The organism is Winogradskyella arenosi (genome assembly GCF_003337305.1).
Taxonomy (GTDB): Bacteria; Bacteroidota; Bacteroidia; order Flavobacteriales; family Flavobacteriaceae; genus Winogradskyella; species Winogradskyella arenosi.
Genome location: NZ_QPJO01000003.1, coordinates 365,607 through 379,023 on the forward strand (window position 1 = coordinate 365,607; position 13,417 = coordinate 379,023).

A 13,417-nucleotide genomic window follows, 5' to 3' on the forward strand; every position below is an offset into this window, starting at 1 on the left:
AAGGGAGGAGCGTTTTAAAGATATTCGCTCAATAAACAAAACTTAGATTAATTTCTTATTTTTAATACATGCCAAACAAAAAAATTCATAGTAAAAAAGAATTACAAGACTACAGAAGGGCTTTAAGAAAGAACTTAACACCTTCTGAAGCTTTTTTATGGAAACATTTAAAATCTAGGCAATTACAAAAAAGACGTTTTCAGAGACAGCACAGCATCAATAATTATATTGTAGATTTCTACTGTGCATCTGAAAAACTAATCATTGAATTAGATGGAGATGTTCATAATAATCCTAACGTACAGGAATATGATGAAAAAAGAACACAGTATTTAGAGAACTTAGGATATAGAGTGATCCGTTTTGAAAATAGAATGGTTTTTGACTTTCTTCCTTCTGTTTTAGAAGAAATACAAAGTAATTTTAAATGACACTTATATAACCAAACCCTCCGTCTAAGTCTTCTGCGGCGACTTAGACACCTCCCTTTCTGAAAGGGAGGAGCGTTTTGAGGAGGTAAATTGTAATTTGTGTGTAAATGACGTTGGTTGGTCTTTTTAGAACTGAACCCTCCGTCTAAGCCTTCTGCGGCGACTTAGACACCTCCCTTTCTGAAAGGGAGGAGCACTTTGAGGAGGTAAATTGTAATTTGTGTGTAAATGACGTTGGTTGGTCTTTTTAGAACTGAACCCTCCGTCTAAGTCTTCTGCGGCGACTTAGCCACCTCCCTTTCTGAAAGAGAGGAGCGTTTTGAGGAGGTGAATTGTAATTTGTGTGTAAATGAGTTTGATTAGTTCTTATTAAACTAAACCCTCCGCCTAAGTCTTCTGCGGCGACTTAGACACCTCCCTTTCTGAAAGGGAGGAGCGCTTTGAGGACTTAAATAGTAATTGAAGTTAAAATGTAATTAATTGTTTTTTTAGTCATATAAGAACAATTTAGTAAAACATATAAACCACAAAAAGTGTAAACTATATCGCTTTATAATACGCTATCATTTTTAAAATTCCTTCTTCCAGAGAGACTAAATCGCGACCTAATAATGCTTTCATTTTTGTAATATCCGGACAGCGACGTGTCATATCTCCTTCCTTTAATGATGGTAAAAACTGAATTTCTGACTTTGATTTGGTTAATTCAATGATTTTCTGAGCTAGGTACAAGATACTCACCTCATCTTCATTCCCTATATTAAGCACATCATTAATGAAAGCATCTTCATCTAAAGCTTTAATACAAGTATCTATATTATCATCTACATAACAAAATGAGCGTGTCTGCTCACCTTTTCCGTAAATAGGAATAGGCTTATTTGCTAAGGCTAATTTAATAAATCGCGGCATCACAAAATCATTACTTTGTTGTGGTCCGTAAGTATTAAAAAATCTAAATATGGTATAATCCAAATCGTATTCTTGTTGGTAGGCTTTAAAAAAGGCTTCACCCACATTTTTAACAATAGCATAAGGCAACCTAGAGTTTAACGGCGTTGTCTGTTCATTTTGTGGAATTTCAAAAGGTTCTCCGTAAACCTCTGATGAACTGGAATAAAAAATACGCTCTACACCACAGTTTTTAGATAAGGACAGTACATTTTTTAAACCTTCTATATCTTCAAGAACCACGATAGGATTTTGCAACGTACGCTCTACTCCTACCACAGCCGCTAAATGAAATACATACTTAAATTTATATGTTGTAAAAATCGAGATGATATCATAATAATTATTGACATCTGCTTTAATAAAGATAATATTATCACTTTTAGGAAGTTTTGATTTATCTCCTGTGGATAAGTTATCAATTACAACCACTGTAACATTTGGTTTTTGTGCTAACTTAGAAGCCATAGCACTTCCTAACTGCCCTGCACCACCAGTGACTAAAATATTTGTCATGTATTATTAAAATTTAAGAATTGTTTGTAAATGAATATACATTGAACGCATTGAAAATCTATCTTATTAAAGCGTTTATGAAGTAAAATTATCCCATGTTATTTTTAAGCCTTCTCGTACCGTATATCTCGGTTGGTAGGCTAAGAGTCGTTGCGCTTTGGAGATATCTGCTAAGGAATCTTTGACATCCCCTTGACGTGTTGGACCATGAATTGCTTTTAACTCTGAATTAGCGGCAATACGGAGGGACTCCCATAAATAGTTAATACTAATCCGTTCGCCACAGGCCACATTAAAAACTTCGTTTTTAGCTTCTTGAGACGCAAAGAAACTTTTAATATTGGCTTGTACCACATTATCTATAAAGGTAAAGTCTCGCGTTTGCTCACCATCGCCATTAATGGTTGCTGACCGTTGCTCTTTTAGGGCTTGCATAAATAAAGGGACTACGGCCGCATAAGCCCCATCCGGGCTTTGTTTTGGACCGAAGACATTAAAATAACGTAAACCAATGACATCTGTATTATAGGTTGTACCAAAAACATCTGCGTATAATTCATTTACATATTTAGTAACGGCATAGGGTGATAAAGGTTTCCCAATCGTATCTTCAACTTTAGGTAATACTTTGCTATCCCCATAGGTAGAGCTAGATGCTGCATATACCATCCGTTTAACAGTATTACTTTCTTTTAACGCTATTAACATATTTAAAAAACCAGACACATTCACATCATTAGTCGTGGCAGGATCGTTAATGGAACGGGGTACCGAACCTAAAGCCGCTTGATGCGACACATAGTCTATACCATTCATTGCTTTTTTACAGGTCTCCAAGTCTCGTATATCACCTTCAATTAAGTCAAAGGCTTGATGATCTATAAACTCACTTAAATTTTTGCGATGACCATTAGAAAAATTATCGAGTACACGAACTTTTTTTGCCTTATACTTTAACAAATACTCTACAAGGTTAGACCCTATAAATCCTGCACCTCCGGTAATGAGAAAACTGAATTCTGAAAGGTCTTTGGTATGATGTGGATGGTTATACATTATAATCTAGCGTCTATGGCAGTTTTTGGTAGTAAAGCTTTTACATCAAAAACAACACCGGTTTCTGATTTCAATTTTGAAAGATCTATATTGAGAAATTCATTGTGAGAGACGGCTAAAATTATTGCTTCGTAATCTGTACTTAAGGCCTCAATATCTTTAATTAAGTCTAAGTGATATTCTTGCTGTACTTCTTCTTTGGATGCCCAAGGATCGTACACCTCAACATTTATATCGTAAGTTATTAATTCTCTTATAATATCAATAACCCGAGAGTTTCTAATGTCTGGGCAATTTTCTTTAAAGGTAATCCCCAACACCAAAACCTTGGAGTCTTTTATAGTGGCCCCTTTTTTTATCATCATCTTTACGGTCTCCGTAGCGACGTAGCTTCCCATACTATCATTCATCTTACGGCCAGCTAAAATGATTTCAGGATTATAGCCCGATTCAATGGCTTTTTGTGCTAAATAATATGGATCTACACCTATACAATGGCCGCCGACTAAACCAGGAGAGAAATTTAAGAAGTTCCATTTGGTCCCTGCAGCTTCTAAAACGGCTTTGGTATCAATGTCTAACAATCTAAAAATTTTAGAGAGTTCGTTTACAAAGGCGATGTTAATATCGCGTTGCGAATTCTCAATCACTTTAGCGGCCTCGGCTACTTTAATGGAAGGTGCTAAATGCGTCCCTGCTGTAATGACCTTTAAATAAAGCGCATTGACTTTTTCTGCAATCTCTGGAGTAGAACCCGATGTGACTTTTAAAATTTTAGTTACGGTATGTTCTTTATCTCCTGGGTTGATGCGCTCGGGACTATACCCTGCAAAGAAATCTTTGTTATACGTTAACCCAGATACTTCCGCTAAAATAGGCACACAAATATCTTCCGTTGCCCCAGGATAAACGGTAGACTCATAGATAACAATATCGTTAGGGCTTAAAACCTGCCCCACAGTCTCACTTGCTTTAATTAAAGGCGTAAACACCGGCTTATTTAAAGCATCAGTGGGTGTTGGCACCGTTACGATATAGTACTTAGCCACTGATAGCGCTTCTATATTGTCCGTAATAAACAAGCCCGTATTAGCGTTTAAATCTTGAGTTAAAACTGATTTTAAATCTGAATTTTCAACCTCTAAAGTTTTATCAACGCCGGTATTTAACTCTGTAACACGTTGTTTGTTAATATCGAAACCCACAACTAAAAATTGCTTGGCAAATTCCACTGCGAGTGGTAAACCTACATATCCTAATCCTATAATTGCTATTTTATCCGCGGCGTTTATCATCTGTGTATGGTTGATTTAAAATCGATTTAAGAAGTATACTCAAATCTAAGTAAAAAGTATAATTTTGAACGTATTTTCTATTAATTTTCACTTTATCTACCCAAATAATCGTTCTGTTGTACTCCTCAGGGTTAGGTTGACGGGCTAAAATGTTTTCTTCATGCCTGTATTTTAAAGAGGCTAAACCGGTAAGCCCTGGTTTCACTCTAAGAATAATTCTATCTTCTCCTTTTAAGAGATCTGCAAACCCCGGCAGATCTGGCCGTGGTCCCACCAAACTCATATCGCCTTTGAGCACGTTGTATAACTGCGGAATTTCATTGAGTTTAGAGCGTCGTAAAACATGGCCTATTCTAGAAATGGTTTCAACTGTAGCTCCTGATTTATTTTGCTTTTCCCTTACCGTTCTAAGTTTATAAATCTTAAAAGATTTTCCCTTTTGCCCAATTCTAAGTTGTGTAAAGATTCCCCATTGCTGCGTATCTAAAGTTGCTAGGATGATAAGCATGACCAAGGGTAACGCTAAAATGGGGAGTCCCAACATAACGAGCAGAACATCAAAAATACGTTTCCTATACAGTTGTTTTGTGGTCATTAGAGTTCTTAGTTAAAAACAACACGGCGGCACTAAGACTTAAACCTTGCCAAAGCTTGCAACACCAAACACAAACGTTTTAGCCGTCTTTAAGAGTTATACCTCACAGACTAAGTTTTCAGTTTTAGTCTATATACGCTTTAGAAACTGTTTAATCTTTTTAATTATGGAATTGTCATCTTTTTCGTGATAACTGTTTCCGTACACCCCATAACCATAGCCGTAACCGTATCCATAGCCATAACCGTAACCATAGTTGCTATTATTTTTATGGCGGTAGAAATTAAGAACATAGCTCACATTTTTTAATTCCCCACTACGGTGTTTCGCATTAACTAATTGAAGCATACCTTTTTTGGTATAATCTAAACGGACCATAAATATAGTGGCGTCTACATATTGGGTTAACTCTAAAGCATCCGTTACCAAACCAAGTGGAGGGGTGTCTAGAATAATCACATCATAAGTCTCCTTTAAGGTGGCAATCATAGCTCTTAGCCGCTCACTCATCAGTAATTCTGAAGGGTTCGGTGGAATTGGTCCTGAGGTTATAATATCTAGGTTTTCAATATGGGTATGGGTGATGATATTTTCTAAAGTATCATCGCCAATAAGGTAATTTACCACACCTTGTTCATTGGTAATATCAAAATCATCAAAGATTTTAGGCTTCCGTAAATCTAAACCTACAAGGACAGTTTTTTTTCCGGAAAGCGCATACACTGTCGCCGTATTTATAGAGGTAAAGGTTTTTCCTTCTCCACTAACCGAAGAGGTCACCATTAAGGTGTGTGCTCTCCCCGTCTCGATCTCTTGATTTTTAAAAATAAATTGAAGACTAGATCGGATGGCTCTAAACGACTCGGCTACCGCCGATTTAGGTTTTTCATAGGCCACTAAATTGTTTTTATAGCGATACTTCCCTACCAATCCGAGAATTGGAATATTTGACATCCGAGTTATTTCATCTGAGCCATGAATGGTATTATCTAAAAGGTAGACAATGAAAATAAGAAACATTGGCGTAAAAAATCCTAACATTAGCCCCATCATATAATTAAGGGATTTATTAGGTCCTATTAACCCGCCTCCTATATCTTTAGCCTCATCTACAATACCCAAGTCGGAAATATTCGCTGCTTTTACAATTGCCGCTTCACTACGTTTCGCCAAGTAAATATTATAAGCTTCTTGACTTAAATCTAATTGGCGTTGAATTTTTAAAAACTGCTGTTCTTCTTCAGGTAAATCACTCAATTCTGCTTCTAATAGCGCCATTTTTCGATTTAAAGTTCCGATCCCTACACTTATAGTCCGTTTTGTAGCATCTATGGTTTCGAGTAAGACGTTTTTTTCGGAATCGATACGACGGTCTAAATCTTTAAACAGTCCTGAACCTTCTTTGGTGGTATACTCTAAATTTTGACGTTCTGCCGCGAGCTCTACAATTTTTGATACACTTCTGAGAATATTGGATTCCTCAATCCCAACGCTTGTTGGAGCCGCAATATTGGTATAATCTGTTTTAGTATTTAAATAAACTTCGAGATTATCTAAATAATCTAATTTCGATTCTTCTTGCTGTTTTGCTGTTTCAAATTGGCGTAATTCCTCGGAAATTTGAGCTATTTCAGAACTGACATCAAAAACCTTATTATCACTTCGGAATTTATTCATTTCATCCGTCACCTCCTTAAGATTCGAATTTACCGCAGCCAGACTACTGTCAATAAACTTGATTGTATTTGTTGCATATAAATTTTTACGTTCTAACTCTGTTTGGCTCAATATGGCTGAAGTCGCATTTAAATAATCAACGATTTTCGCTTTATTATGACCTTCAAGTTGTAAGCGTAAAATATTGGACGAGGCTTGAGAATAGGTGCTTATTGCTATTTTTGATTTATAGGTATTAACAAGACCATCAAAATTACTGAACTGAATAAAGTACTCGTCTCCCGGCTTAACTGTCTGATCTGGTTTTACAATTAAACGACCATTAAGAAACGTTAAATCTATTGATGTATTTACCTTAAAGGCTTTTACAAAATCTCCTGTAGGTACTGAAATTCCAAGTTTGGATTTGTCCCCGTACTTTTGTGCAGTAGCATGACTTTCTTCAAAAGCCGTAAATATTTCAAATTCCGTAGCATTTAAAAAACGAATTCCCACAGGATAATTAAGGACTTGTCCTTTTGATTTATCAATAACAAATTCAAAAGGCGCCTTTTTATAAATATCTTCTTTACGATACTTTCCTTCCTTTAAGTAGCTCATGTAATACTGAAGGGAATCGACTACTTTTTCATTGTGTGTTCGGGTTTTAATAGCCGTCATTATTTTTCCGACCTTTCCCGAAACCCCACCCCAGTTAAAGGAAATACTAGTGTTGGCTGTAAAAAACGGATTTTGATCGTTATCAACAGAAATCAACGCATCTAGACGATACACATTTTGTTTTCTGACATTCACAAAATAAGCAATCAAAAGTGCTGTACCAATACAAATCAGTACAAACTTCCAAAGGTTTAACACTTTAAACAGAAATCCTCTAAAATCAAAACTTAAGCCTTGTGCATCTTGATCTTCTATCGCATCGTAATCTTTCATAGGAAATTATAATCTTGTAAAGAGTAAAACCGCTGTACTCAATAATGAGACAACAGATGCTATTGTTGCAATACTAGATACGGCTGTTTCTCCTGTTCCCAAAGCTTTCTGTTTTAAGGGCTTTACATAAATGATATCATTAGGCTGAATGTAATAATAAGGCGATTGCATTACATTGATGTCCGTTAAGTCTAAATGGTGTATTTGCTGACCTTGAGGATATTGCCGAATAATTAACACATCTTTTTTATTTCCTGTAACAGGAATCTCACCTACATTAGCAATGGCCTCGAAAATATTAACCCGCTCTGTAAACAACACCTGACTTCCAGGGGACCCCACTTCTCCATTAGCCGTATAACGTAATCCTGCTAATTTTACAGTGACAAAAATATTAGCGGTTTCTTTAAATTGTTCCTCTAAAAGTTTGGCCTCTATTCTTTTTTCAATTTCTTCAGTGGTAAAGCCTAAAACATTGATATATCCTAAGGTTGGAATTCTAATATTACCGTGAACATCTACCGTAAACCCATCAAAATAAGCGCGTTCCGCACTACTAGCATTTAGATTCTCATCTCCTGAAGGATTTAAAATAGACACGGTTTCTTGGTCTAAAGCCTTCACTCTAATATTTAAAATATCGTTAACCTGTATGCGGTAAGGTTTTTGAATTTCGGTAAGATTATTTACAATACTATCGTTAGTCGCGCCTTCCTTTATTTGTAAGTAAACTGTATCCTTATGAGGGATACAAGAAGATACGATAATGCAACTCAATAGAATGATTAAAAGCTTAATCGGCTTCATAGTTTTATGGGATCTTAGTGGACAAATATAATCTATCAACACTAATATTAAAACTAATACGATTATTTTTGGTTTATTTCCGTTCTTTGTAAAAAAACAACTTTGAATTACCTTAACGTAGAAAATATATCGAAGTCTTTTGGAGAATTAGTTCTCTTTAAAGATTTATCCTTTAGTATTCATAAAGATCAGAAAATTGCTTTTGTCGCTAAAAATGGTAGTGGCAAAACCTCTATCTTAAAAATATTAGCTGGAAAAGACAGTCCGGATGCTGGCCAAATTGTGATTAGAAAAGGGCTACGACTCGCCTTCTTAGACCAAGAACCAGATTTAGATCCTGAATTGACACTTGAAGAAACCATCTTTGCTTCTGATATTCCTATTTTAAAAACGATTGAAGCTTACGAACAGGCTTTAAAAACCCCTGAAGATGCAGACGCCTACCAAAAAGCTTTTGAAGCGATGGATAGAAACAATGCTTGGGAATTTGAAACGCAATACCAACAAACCTTATCGCAGCTTAAGCTTGATGATCTCAGTGTTAAAGTAAAAACACTTTCTGGCGGACAGAAAAAACGCCTCGCTTTAGCCCAAGCTTTATTAAGTAAGCCTGATATTTTAATTCTCGATGAGCCTACCAACCATTTAGATCTTGAAATGATTGAATGGCTAGAAGAGTACTTTGCCAAAACACAGCAAACGTTGTTTATGGTTACGCACGACCGTTATTTTTTAGAGCGTGTTTGTAATGAAATTATAGAACTGGATCACGGAGAGCTTCATACTTACAAAGGAAATTATTCTTACTACTTAGAAAAGAAAGAAGCCCGCATAGAAAACCAAGCTACAGAAGTCGGAAAAGCTAAACAACTCTTTAAAAAAGAATTGGATTGGATGCGTCGCCAACCTAAAGCGCGTACTACAAAATCTAAGAGTAGAATTGACGATTTCCACGAAATTAAATCGAAGGCCCACCAACGCCGTAACGACCACCAAGTGCAATTAGAAATTAACATGGAGCGCTTGGGAAGTAAAATTATAGAATTCCATAAGGTTTCTAAATCCTTTAAAAATAAAACCATCTTAAAGGATTTTGAATACACCTTTAAGAAAGGCGAACGCATTGGGATCATAGGAAAAAATGGAACCGGAAAATCTACTTTTCTCAATTTACTGACGCAAACCCTTGAGCCCGATTCTGGAAAAGTAGTCACCGGAGAAACGGTGAAAATTGGGTATTATACGCAAGGAGGAATTCAAGCCAAGCCCAACCAAAAGGTTATTGATGTTATTAAGGAATTTGGTGATTATATTCCCCTAGCTAAAGGACGCCAAATTAGTGCACAGCAATTATTAGAGCGCTTTTTATTTGACCGTAAAAAGCAGTGGGACTTTGTTGAAAAGCTAAGTGGAGGGGAACAAAAACGCCTGTATCTGTGTACGGTTTTAATTCAGAATCCTAATGTTTTAATTCTCGATGAGCCTACCAACGACTTAGACATTGTAACTCTAAATGTATTGGAGGATTTCCTTATGGATTTCCCAGGCGTGCTTTTAGTGGTCTCTCACGACCGTTACTTTATGGATAAAATTGTAGACCATATGTTTGTGTTTAGAGGTCAAGGCGTTGTTGACGATTTCCCTGGAAACTATTCCGACTTTAGAGCCTATGACAGCAGTCTACCAAAACAAGTTGAAGTTGTAGAGAAAACAGACAACACCAAAGCTATTAAGAAAAACGAAAGCCATAAACTTGATTATAACGAACAAAAGGAACATAAAAACTTAGAATCTAAAATTAGATCTTTAGAACTAGACAAAGCAGCTTTAGAGGCCAAATTCTTAAATCCCGATTTATCTCAGGATGAGATTACAAAGCTCTCTCAAGAACTTCAGGTGATTATAGATACTATTGAAGAAAAAGAAATACGCTGGTTTGAATTGTCTGAGAAACTCGAAGGCTAAACCTAACGTGCCCTCATCAAAGCACGCATCATTAAAATAAAACTTCAAAATCCTTAACGCCACAGTTTTAACGCTGTGGCATTTTAGAGTCTTAAAGTCCCTAATACCACTATTGTGTATCAATTTATATCCTTTATAAAATTCTTAACTAAATCCAGCAATCAGCATGGGGTACACTCCCCTTTTGTCTATAGTTTTGTGACCAAATGTCTGTATAGTAAAACGGCTTATCCAGCTTACGACGACTTATCATCTTACCGAAAAGAACTCAGAGCTTCAGAAACCATTTTAGAGGTTACAGATTTAGGTGAGGGGTCTAAAGTATTGAATGCCAAACAACGGAAAGTGAGCGAAATGGTCAAGGTTTCTAGCAGCTCTAAGAAAGACGTACGTTTGCTGTACCGCATTGCAAAGTATTTCAATTTTAAAACGAGTTTAGAGTTAGGCACTTCTTTAGGGATGGGTACCTATGCGTTGGCTCTAGCGAATCCGGAGTCTCAAATCACCAGTATTGAAGGCTGCCCCAATACCTCCGCATTTACGCAAAGCCAACTTAAAGCTAAAGCCCTACAGCACGTCGATTTGATCTCAGGACCTTTTAAAACCGAACTGCCGCATTTAAAAGCGCCCTATTATGATTTTATTTATTTTGATGGACATCACAATAAAACAGCCACCCTTAATTATTTTGAAACCTTAGTCGTCAAAGCCCATAATGACAGTGTTTTTATTTTTGACGATATTTATTGGTCTAAAGGAATGACGGAAGCTTGGGAGTACATAAAACATCATGAGGCCGTAACGGTGACCGTAGACATCTTTTATATGGGGATTGTTTTTTTCAGAAAAGAGCAAAAGAAAGAACATTTTAAAATTAGACTGTAACAACCGAAAGACTTTGACGTCTTATGGATAAAATATGCCGTAACTTGCAGAATACTAACGCTACCAAGACTATTTAATTATGAGCGACAACGTCATCGAAATTAGAAACATCATTAGAGATTTTAAATTAGGTCAAGAAATTGTTCATGTATTAAAAGGGATTGATTTAGACATTAAGCGTGGCGAATATGTTGCCATTATGGGACCTTCTGGTTCCGGAAAATCGACCTTAATGAATTTATTAGGTTGCCTAGACACTCCTACAGCAGGGAGTTACAACTTAAACGGCAAAGATGTGAGTCAGATGAGTGATGATGACTTGGCGGACATTAGAAACACCGAAATCGGCTTTGTGTTTCAAACCTTTAACCTCCTCCCTAGAACCACAGCTTTAGACAACGTGGCCTTACCAATGGTTTATGCCGGAATTTCTAAAAAAGCTCGAGAAGAACGTGCTTCTGAAGTCTTAAATGATGTGGGTTTAGCAGACCGTATGGACCATAAACCCAACCAACTTTCTGGAGGACAACGTCAGCGTGTGGCGGTAGGACGCGCCTTAGTTAACAAACCTTCTATTATCCTTGCCGATGAACCTACAGGAAATTTAGATTCAAAAACCGGTGTGGAGATCATGAAACTTTTTGACGATATTCACCGCTCTGGTAATACCGTAATTATGGTGACTCACGAAGAGGATATTGCCGCTCATGCCAAACGCGTCATTCGCTTAAGAGATGGCGTTATTGAGAGTGATACCTTTAATGCGTAGTTGATCGTTGTTGGTTAATGGTTGTTGGTAAATAGTTGTTGGTTGTTGGCTCTTTGCTCTTTGCTATCATTTTTCCGCCACTCCTTCAACAATACAACATAAAACTTCTATTTTTTTCTCTGTGTCTTTACGCCTTAGCGTGAAACTTCAAACCATATTCATTAACTTTGAAATATGAAAGTATACACAAAAACAGGCGATAAAGGTACAACTGCACTATTTGGTGGTACACGTGTACCTAAACATCATATTAGAATAGAGAGTTACGGCACTATTGATGAGCTCAACTCTCATATTGGTTTAATTAGAGATCAAGACATTAATCAATTGTATAAAAACACATTAATGCATATCCAAGATCGACTATTTACGGTCGGTGCAATCTTGGCAACGGATCCTGAAAAAGCAGAATTAAAAAACGGTAAAGCGCGTTTAAATATTCCGAAGATCTCTAACGAAGACATTGAGAAATTAGAACGCGAAATGGACCTTATGGAAGATAGCCTTCCTCCTATGACGCATTTTGTTTTACCCGGAGGACACCAAACCGTGTCATTCTGTCATATTGCACGTACAGTTTGCCGTAGAGCAGAACGTTTAGCATCGCATTTAAATGACTTAGAGCCTTTTCAACCCGAAACCTTAATGTATATTAATAGACTATCTGACTACCTTTTTGTGTTGGCACGGAAGTTGTCATATGACCTACAAGCTGAAGAAATTAAATGGATTCCGAATAAGGAATCGTAACACTTTAGCCAGGGGTTTCGGTTTTTTTACTGAAATTAGAATAAAGTTTACAAAATTCACCTCCTCTTGAGTATGCTGACCTTTCAGTTAACAGGTATCGAGAACAAGGTTGAACAAAAACCGTCAGTTCGAGTATGCTGACCTTTTCGTCAGCGGTATCGAGAACAAGGTTGTAACATTTTATTTTCCCCCTCTTAAGACTAAGAAAAGCAAAAACTAGTCTATAAAAAAGTTGAAAAATGACACGTTCTTTCTATTAATGATATTGCATTTATTACTGCGGTTTGAAAGCTTCAAATGGCAAGAAATAAATGTTCAGCGAGACCAATAAATTAATTTATAGCCGTTCCTAGCTAATTAATATGATTTTTTCTTGAATTATTCAACTAAAAAATTATTTTTGCAAAAATTAAATTACACACGCAATTATGTATTGGACACTAGAATTAGCATCTTATTTAAGTGATGCACCTTGGCCGGCAACAAAAGATGAGCTTATTGATTATGCAATTAGAACTGGAGCTCCCTTAGAAGTTGTAGAAAATTTACAAGCGATAGAAGATGAAGGTGATTCTTACGATTCTATTGAAGAAATTTGGCCAGATTATCCAACTGACGAAGATTACCTCTGGAATGAGGATGAATATTAACATACAAAATGATTACAAAAAAGTCTCTCGCGTTACTATAACTGAGAGACTTTTTTTTATTTTCGGATGCTTTTTTAGCCCGAGAATTAAAATATAAAGCTTAATCTGCCTTTTACCATTAAGGTTGCAGATTAAAA

General features: G+C 36.4%; 12 protein-coding genes. 6 read left to right on the forward strand and 6 right to left on the reverse strand.

Annotated elements, in window-relative coordinates:
• The first annotated feature begins 68 nt into the window (after window positions 1–68).
• Window positions 69–431, forward strand: coding sequence for an endonuclease domain-containing protein (locus DFQ08_RS10725; protein ID WP_114310020.1), 363 nt, complete (start codon window positions 69–71; stop codon window positions 429–431).
• A gap of 540 nt (window positions 432–971) precedes the next feature.
• On the opposite strand, the gene DFQ08_RS10730 is transcribed toward DFQ08_RS10725, so the two are convergent.
• From DFQ08_RS10730 to DFQ08_RS10755, 6 genes are all read right to left on the reverse strand, one after another.
• Window positions 972–1,898 carry an NAD-dependent epimerase/dehydratase family protein gene (locus DFQ08_RS10730; protein WP_114310021.1) on the reverse strand — a complete coding sequence of 309 codons (927 nt, stop codon included), beginning with the start codon at window positions 1,896–1,898 and terminating at the stop codon, window positions 972–974.
• A 75-nt stretch (window positions 1,899–1,973) separates the two neighbouring features.
• Window positions 1,974–2,954: an SDR family oxidoreductase gene (locus DFQ08_RS10735; protein ID WP_114310022.1), complete on the reverse strand. Its 981-nt coding sequence runs from the start codon at window positions 2,952–2,954 to the stop codon at window positions 1,974–1,976.
• Entirely contained in the window at window positions 2,954–4,249 is a 1,296-nt protein-coding gene (locus DFQ08_RS10740; RefSeq protein WP_114310023.1) for a nucleotide sugar dehydrogenase, read from the reverse strand. The genes DFQ08_RS10735 and DFQ08_RS10740 overlap by 1 nt, the downstream gene beginning before the upstream one ends.
• Window positions 4,230–4,844: a sugar transferase gene (locus DFQ08_RS10745; protein ID WP_114310024.1), complete on the reverse strand. Its 615-nt coding sequence runs from the start codon at window positions 4,842–4,844 to the stop codon at window positions 4,230–4,232. The genes DFQ08_RS10740 and DFQ08_RS10745 overlap by 20 nt, the downstream gene beginning before the upstream one ends.
• 129 nt (window positions 4,845–4,973) lie before the next feature.
• Window positions 4,974–7,454, reverse strand: coding sequence for a polysaccharide biosynthesis tyrosine autokinase (locus tag DFQ08_RS10750; RefSeq protein WP_114310025.1), 2,481 nt, complete (start codon window positions 7,452–7,454; stop codon window positions 4,974–4,976).
• Window positions 7,455–7,460: 6 nt separating this feature from the next.
• Complete coding sequence (locus DFQ08_RS10755) at window positions 7,461–8,261, reverse strand: polysaccharide biosynthesis/export family protein (protein ID WP_114310026.1); 801 nt, start codon at window positions 8,259–8,261, stop codon at window positions 7,461–7,463.
• A 102-nt stretch (window positions 8,262–8,363) separates the two neighbouring features.
• Between DFQ08_RS10755 and DFQ08_RS10760 the strand changes: the two genes are divergently transcribed.
• From DFQ08_RS10760 to DFQ08_RS10780, 5 genes are all read left to right on the forward strand, one after another.
• Window positions 8,364–10,226 carry an ABC-F family ATP-binding cassette domain-containing protein gene (locus DFQ08_RS10760; protein ID WP_114310027.1) on the forward strand — a complete coding sequence of 621 codons (1,863 nt, stop codon included), beginning with the start codon at window positions 8,364–8,366 and terminating at the stop codon, window positions 10,224–10,226.
• A gap of 114 nt (window positions 10,227–10,340) precedes the next feature.
• Entirely contained in the window at window positions 10,341–11,111 is a 771-nt protein-coding gene (locus tag DFQ08_RS10765) for an O-methyltransferase (RefSeq protein ID WP_114310028.1), read from the forward strand.
• Window positions 11,112–11,190: 79 nt separating this feature from the next.
• Window positions 11,191–11,880 (forward strand): ABC transporter ATP-binding protein, encoded by a 690-nt coding sequence (locus DFQ08_RS10770; protein ID WP_114310029.1) that lies wholly within the window; start codon window positions 11,191–11,193, stop codon window positions 11,878–11,880.
• Between the two features lie 174 nt (window positions 11,881–12,054).
• A complete protein-coding gene (locus tag DFQ08_RS10775; protein ID WP_114310030.1) occupies window positions 12,055–12,630 on the forward strand; it encodes a cob(I)yrinic acid a,c-diamide adenosyltransferase in 576 nt (191 codons plus the stop codon).
• A gap of 428 nt (window positions 12,631–13,058) precedes the next feature.
• Window positions 13,059–13,280, forward strand: coding sequence for a DUF2795 domain-containing protein (locus tag DFQ08_RS10780; RefSeq protein WP_008272287.1), 222 nt, complete (start codon window positions 13,059–13,061; stop codon window positions 13,278–13,280).
• The last annotated feature ends 137 nt before the right edge of the window (window positions 13,281–13,417 follow it).

Coding starts and splice junctions, on each gene's coding strand:
- DFQ08_RS10770 (WP_114310029.1), top strand. CDS start 11,191: ATGAGCGACAACGTCATCGAAATTAGAAACATCATTAGAGATTTTAAA.
- DFQ08_RS10780 (WP_008272287.1), top strand. CDS start 13,059: ATGTATTGGACACTAGAATTAGCATCTTATTTAAGTGATGCACCTTGG.
- DFQ08_RS10775 (WP_114310030.1), top strand. CDS start 12,055: ATGAAAGTATACACAAAAACAGGCGATAAAGGTACAACTGCACTATTT.
- DFQ08_RS10735 (WP_114310022.1), bottom strand. CDS start 2,954: ATGTATAACCATCCACATCATACCAAAGACCTTTCAGAATTCAGTTTT.
- DFQ08_RS10730 (WP_114310021.1), bottom strand. CDS start 1,898: ATGACAAATATTTTAGTCACTGGTGGTGCAGGGCAGTTAGGAAGTGCT.
- DFQ08_RS10745 (WP_114310024.1), bottom strand. CDS start 4,844: ATGACCACAAAACAACTGTATAGGAAACGTATTTTTGATGTTCTGCTC.
- DFQ08_RS10755 (WP_114310026.1), bottom strand. CDS start 8,261: ATGAAGCCGATTAAGCTTTTAATCATTCTATTGAGTTGCATTATCGTA.
- DFQ08_RS10740 (WP_114310023.1), bottom strand. CDS start 4,249: ATGATAAACGCCGCGGATAAAATAGCAATTATAGGATTAGGATATGTA.
- DFQ08_RS10725 (WP_114310020.1), top strand. CDS start 69: ATGCCAAACAAAAAAATTCATAGTAAAAAAGAATTACAAGACTACAGA.
- DFQ08_RS10750 (WP_114310025.1), bottom strand. CDS start 7,454: ATGAAAGATTACGATGCGATAGAAGATCAAGATGCACAAGGCTTAAGT.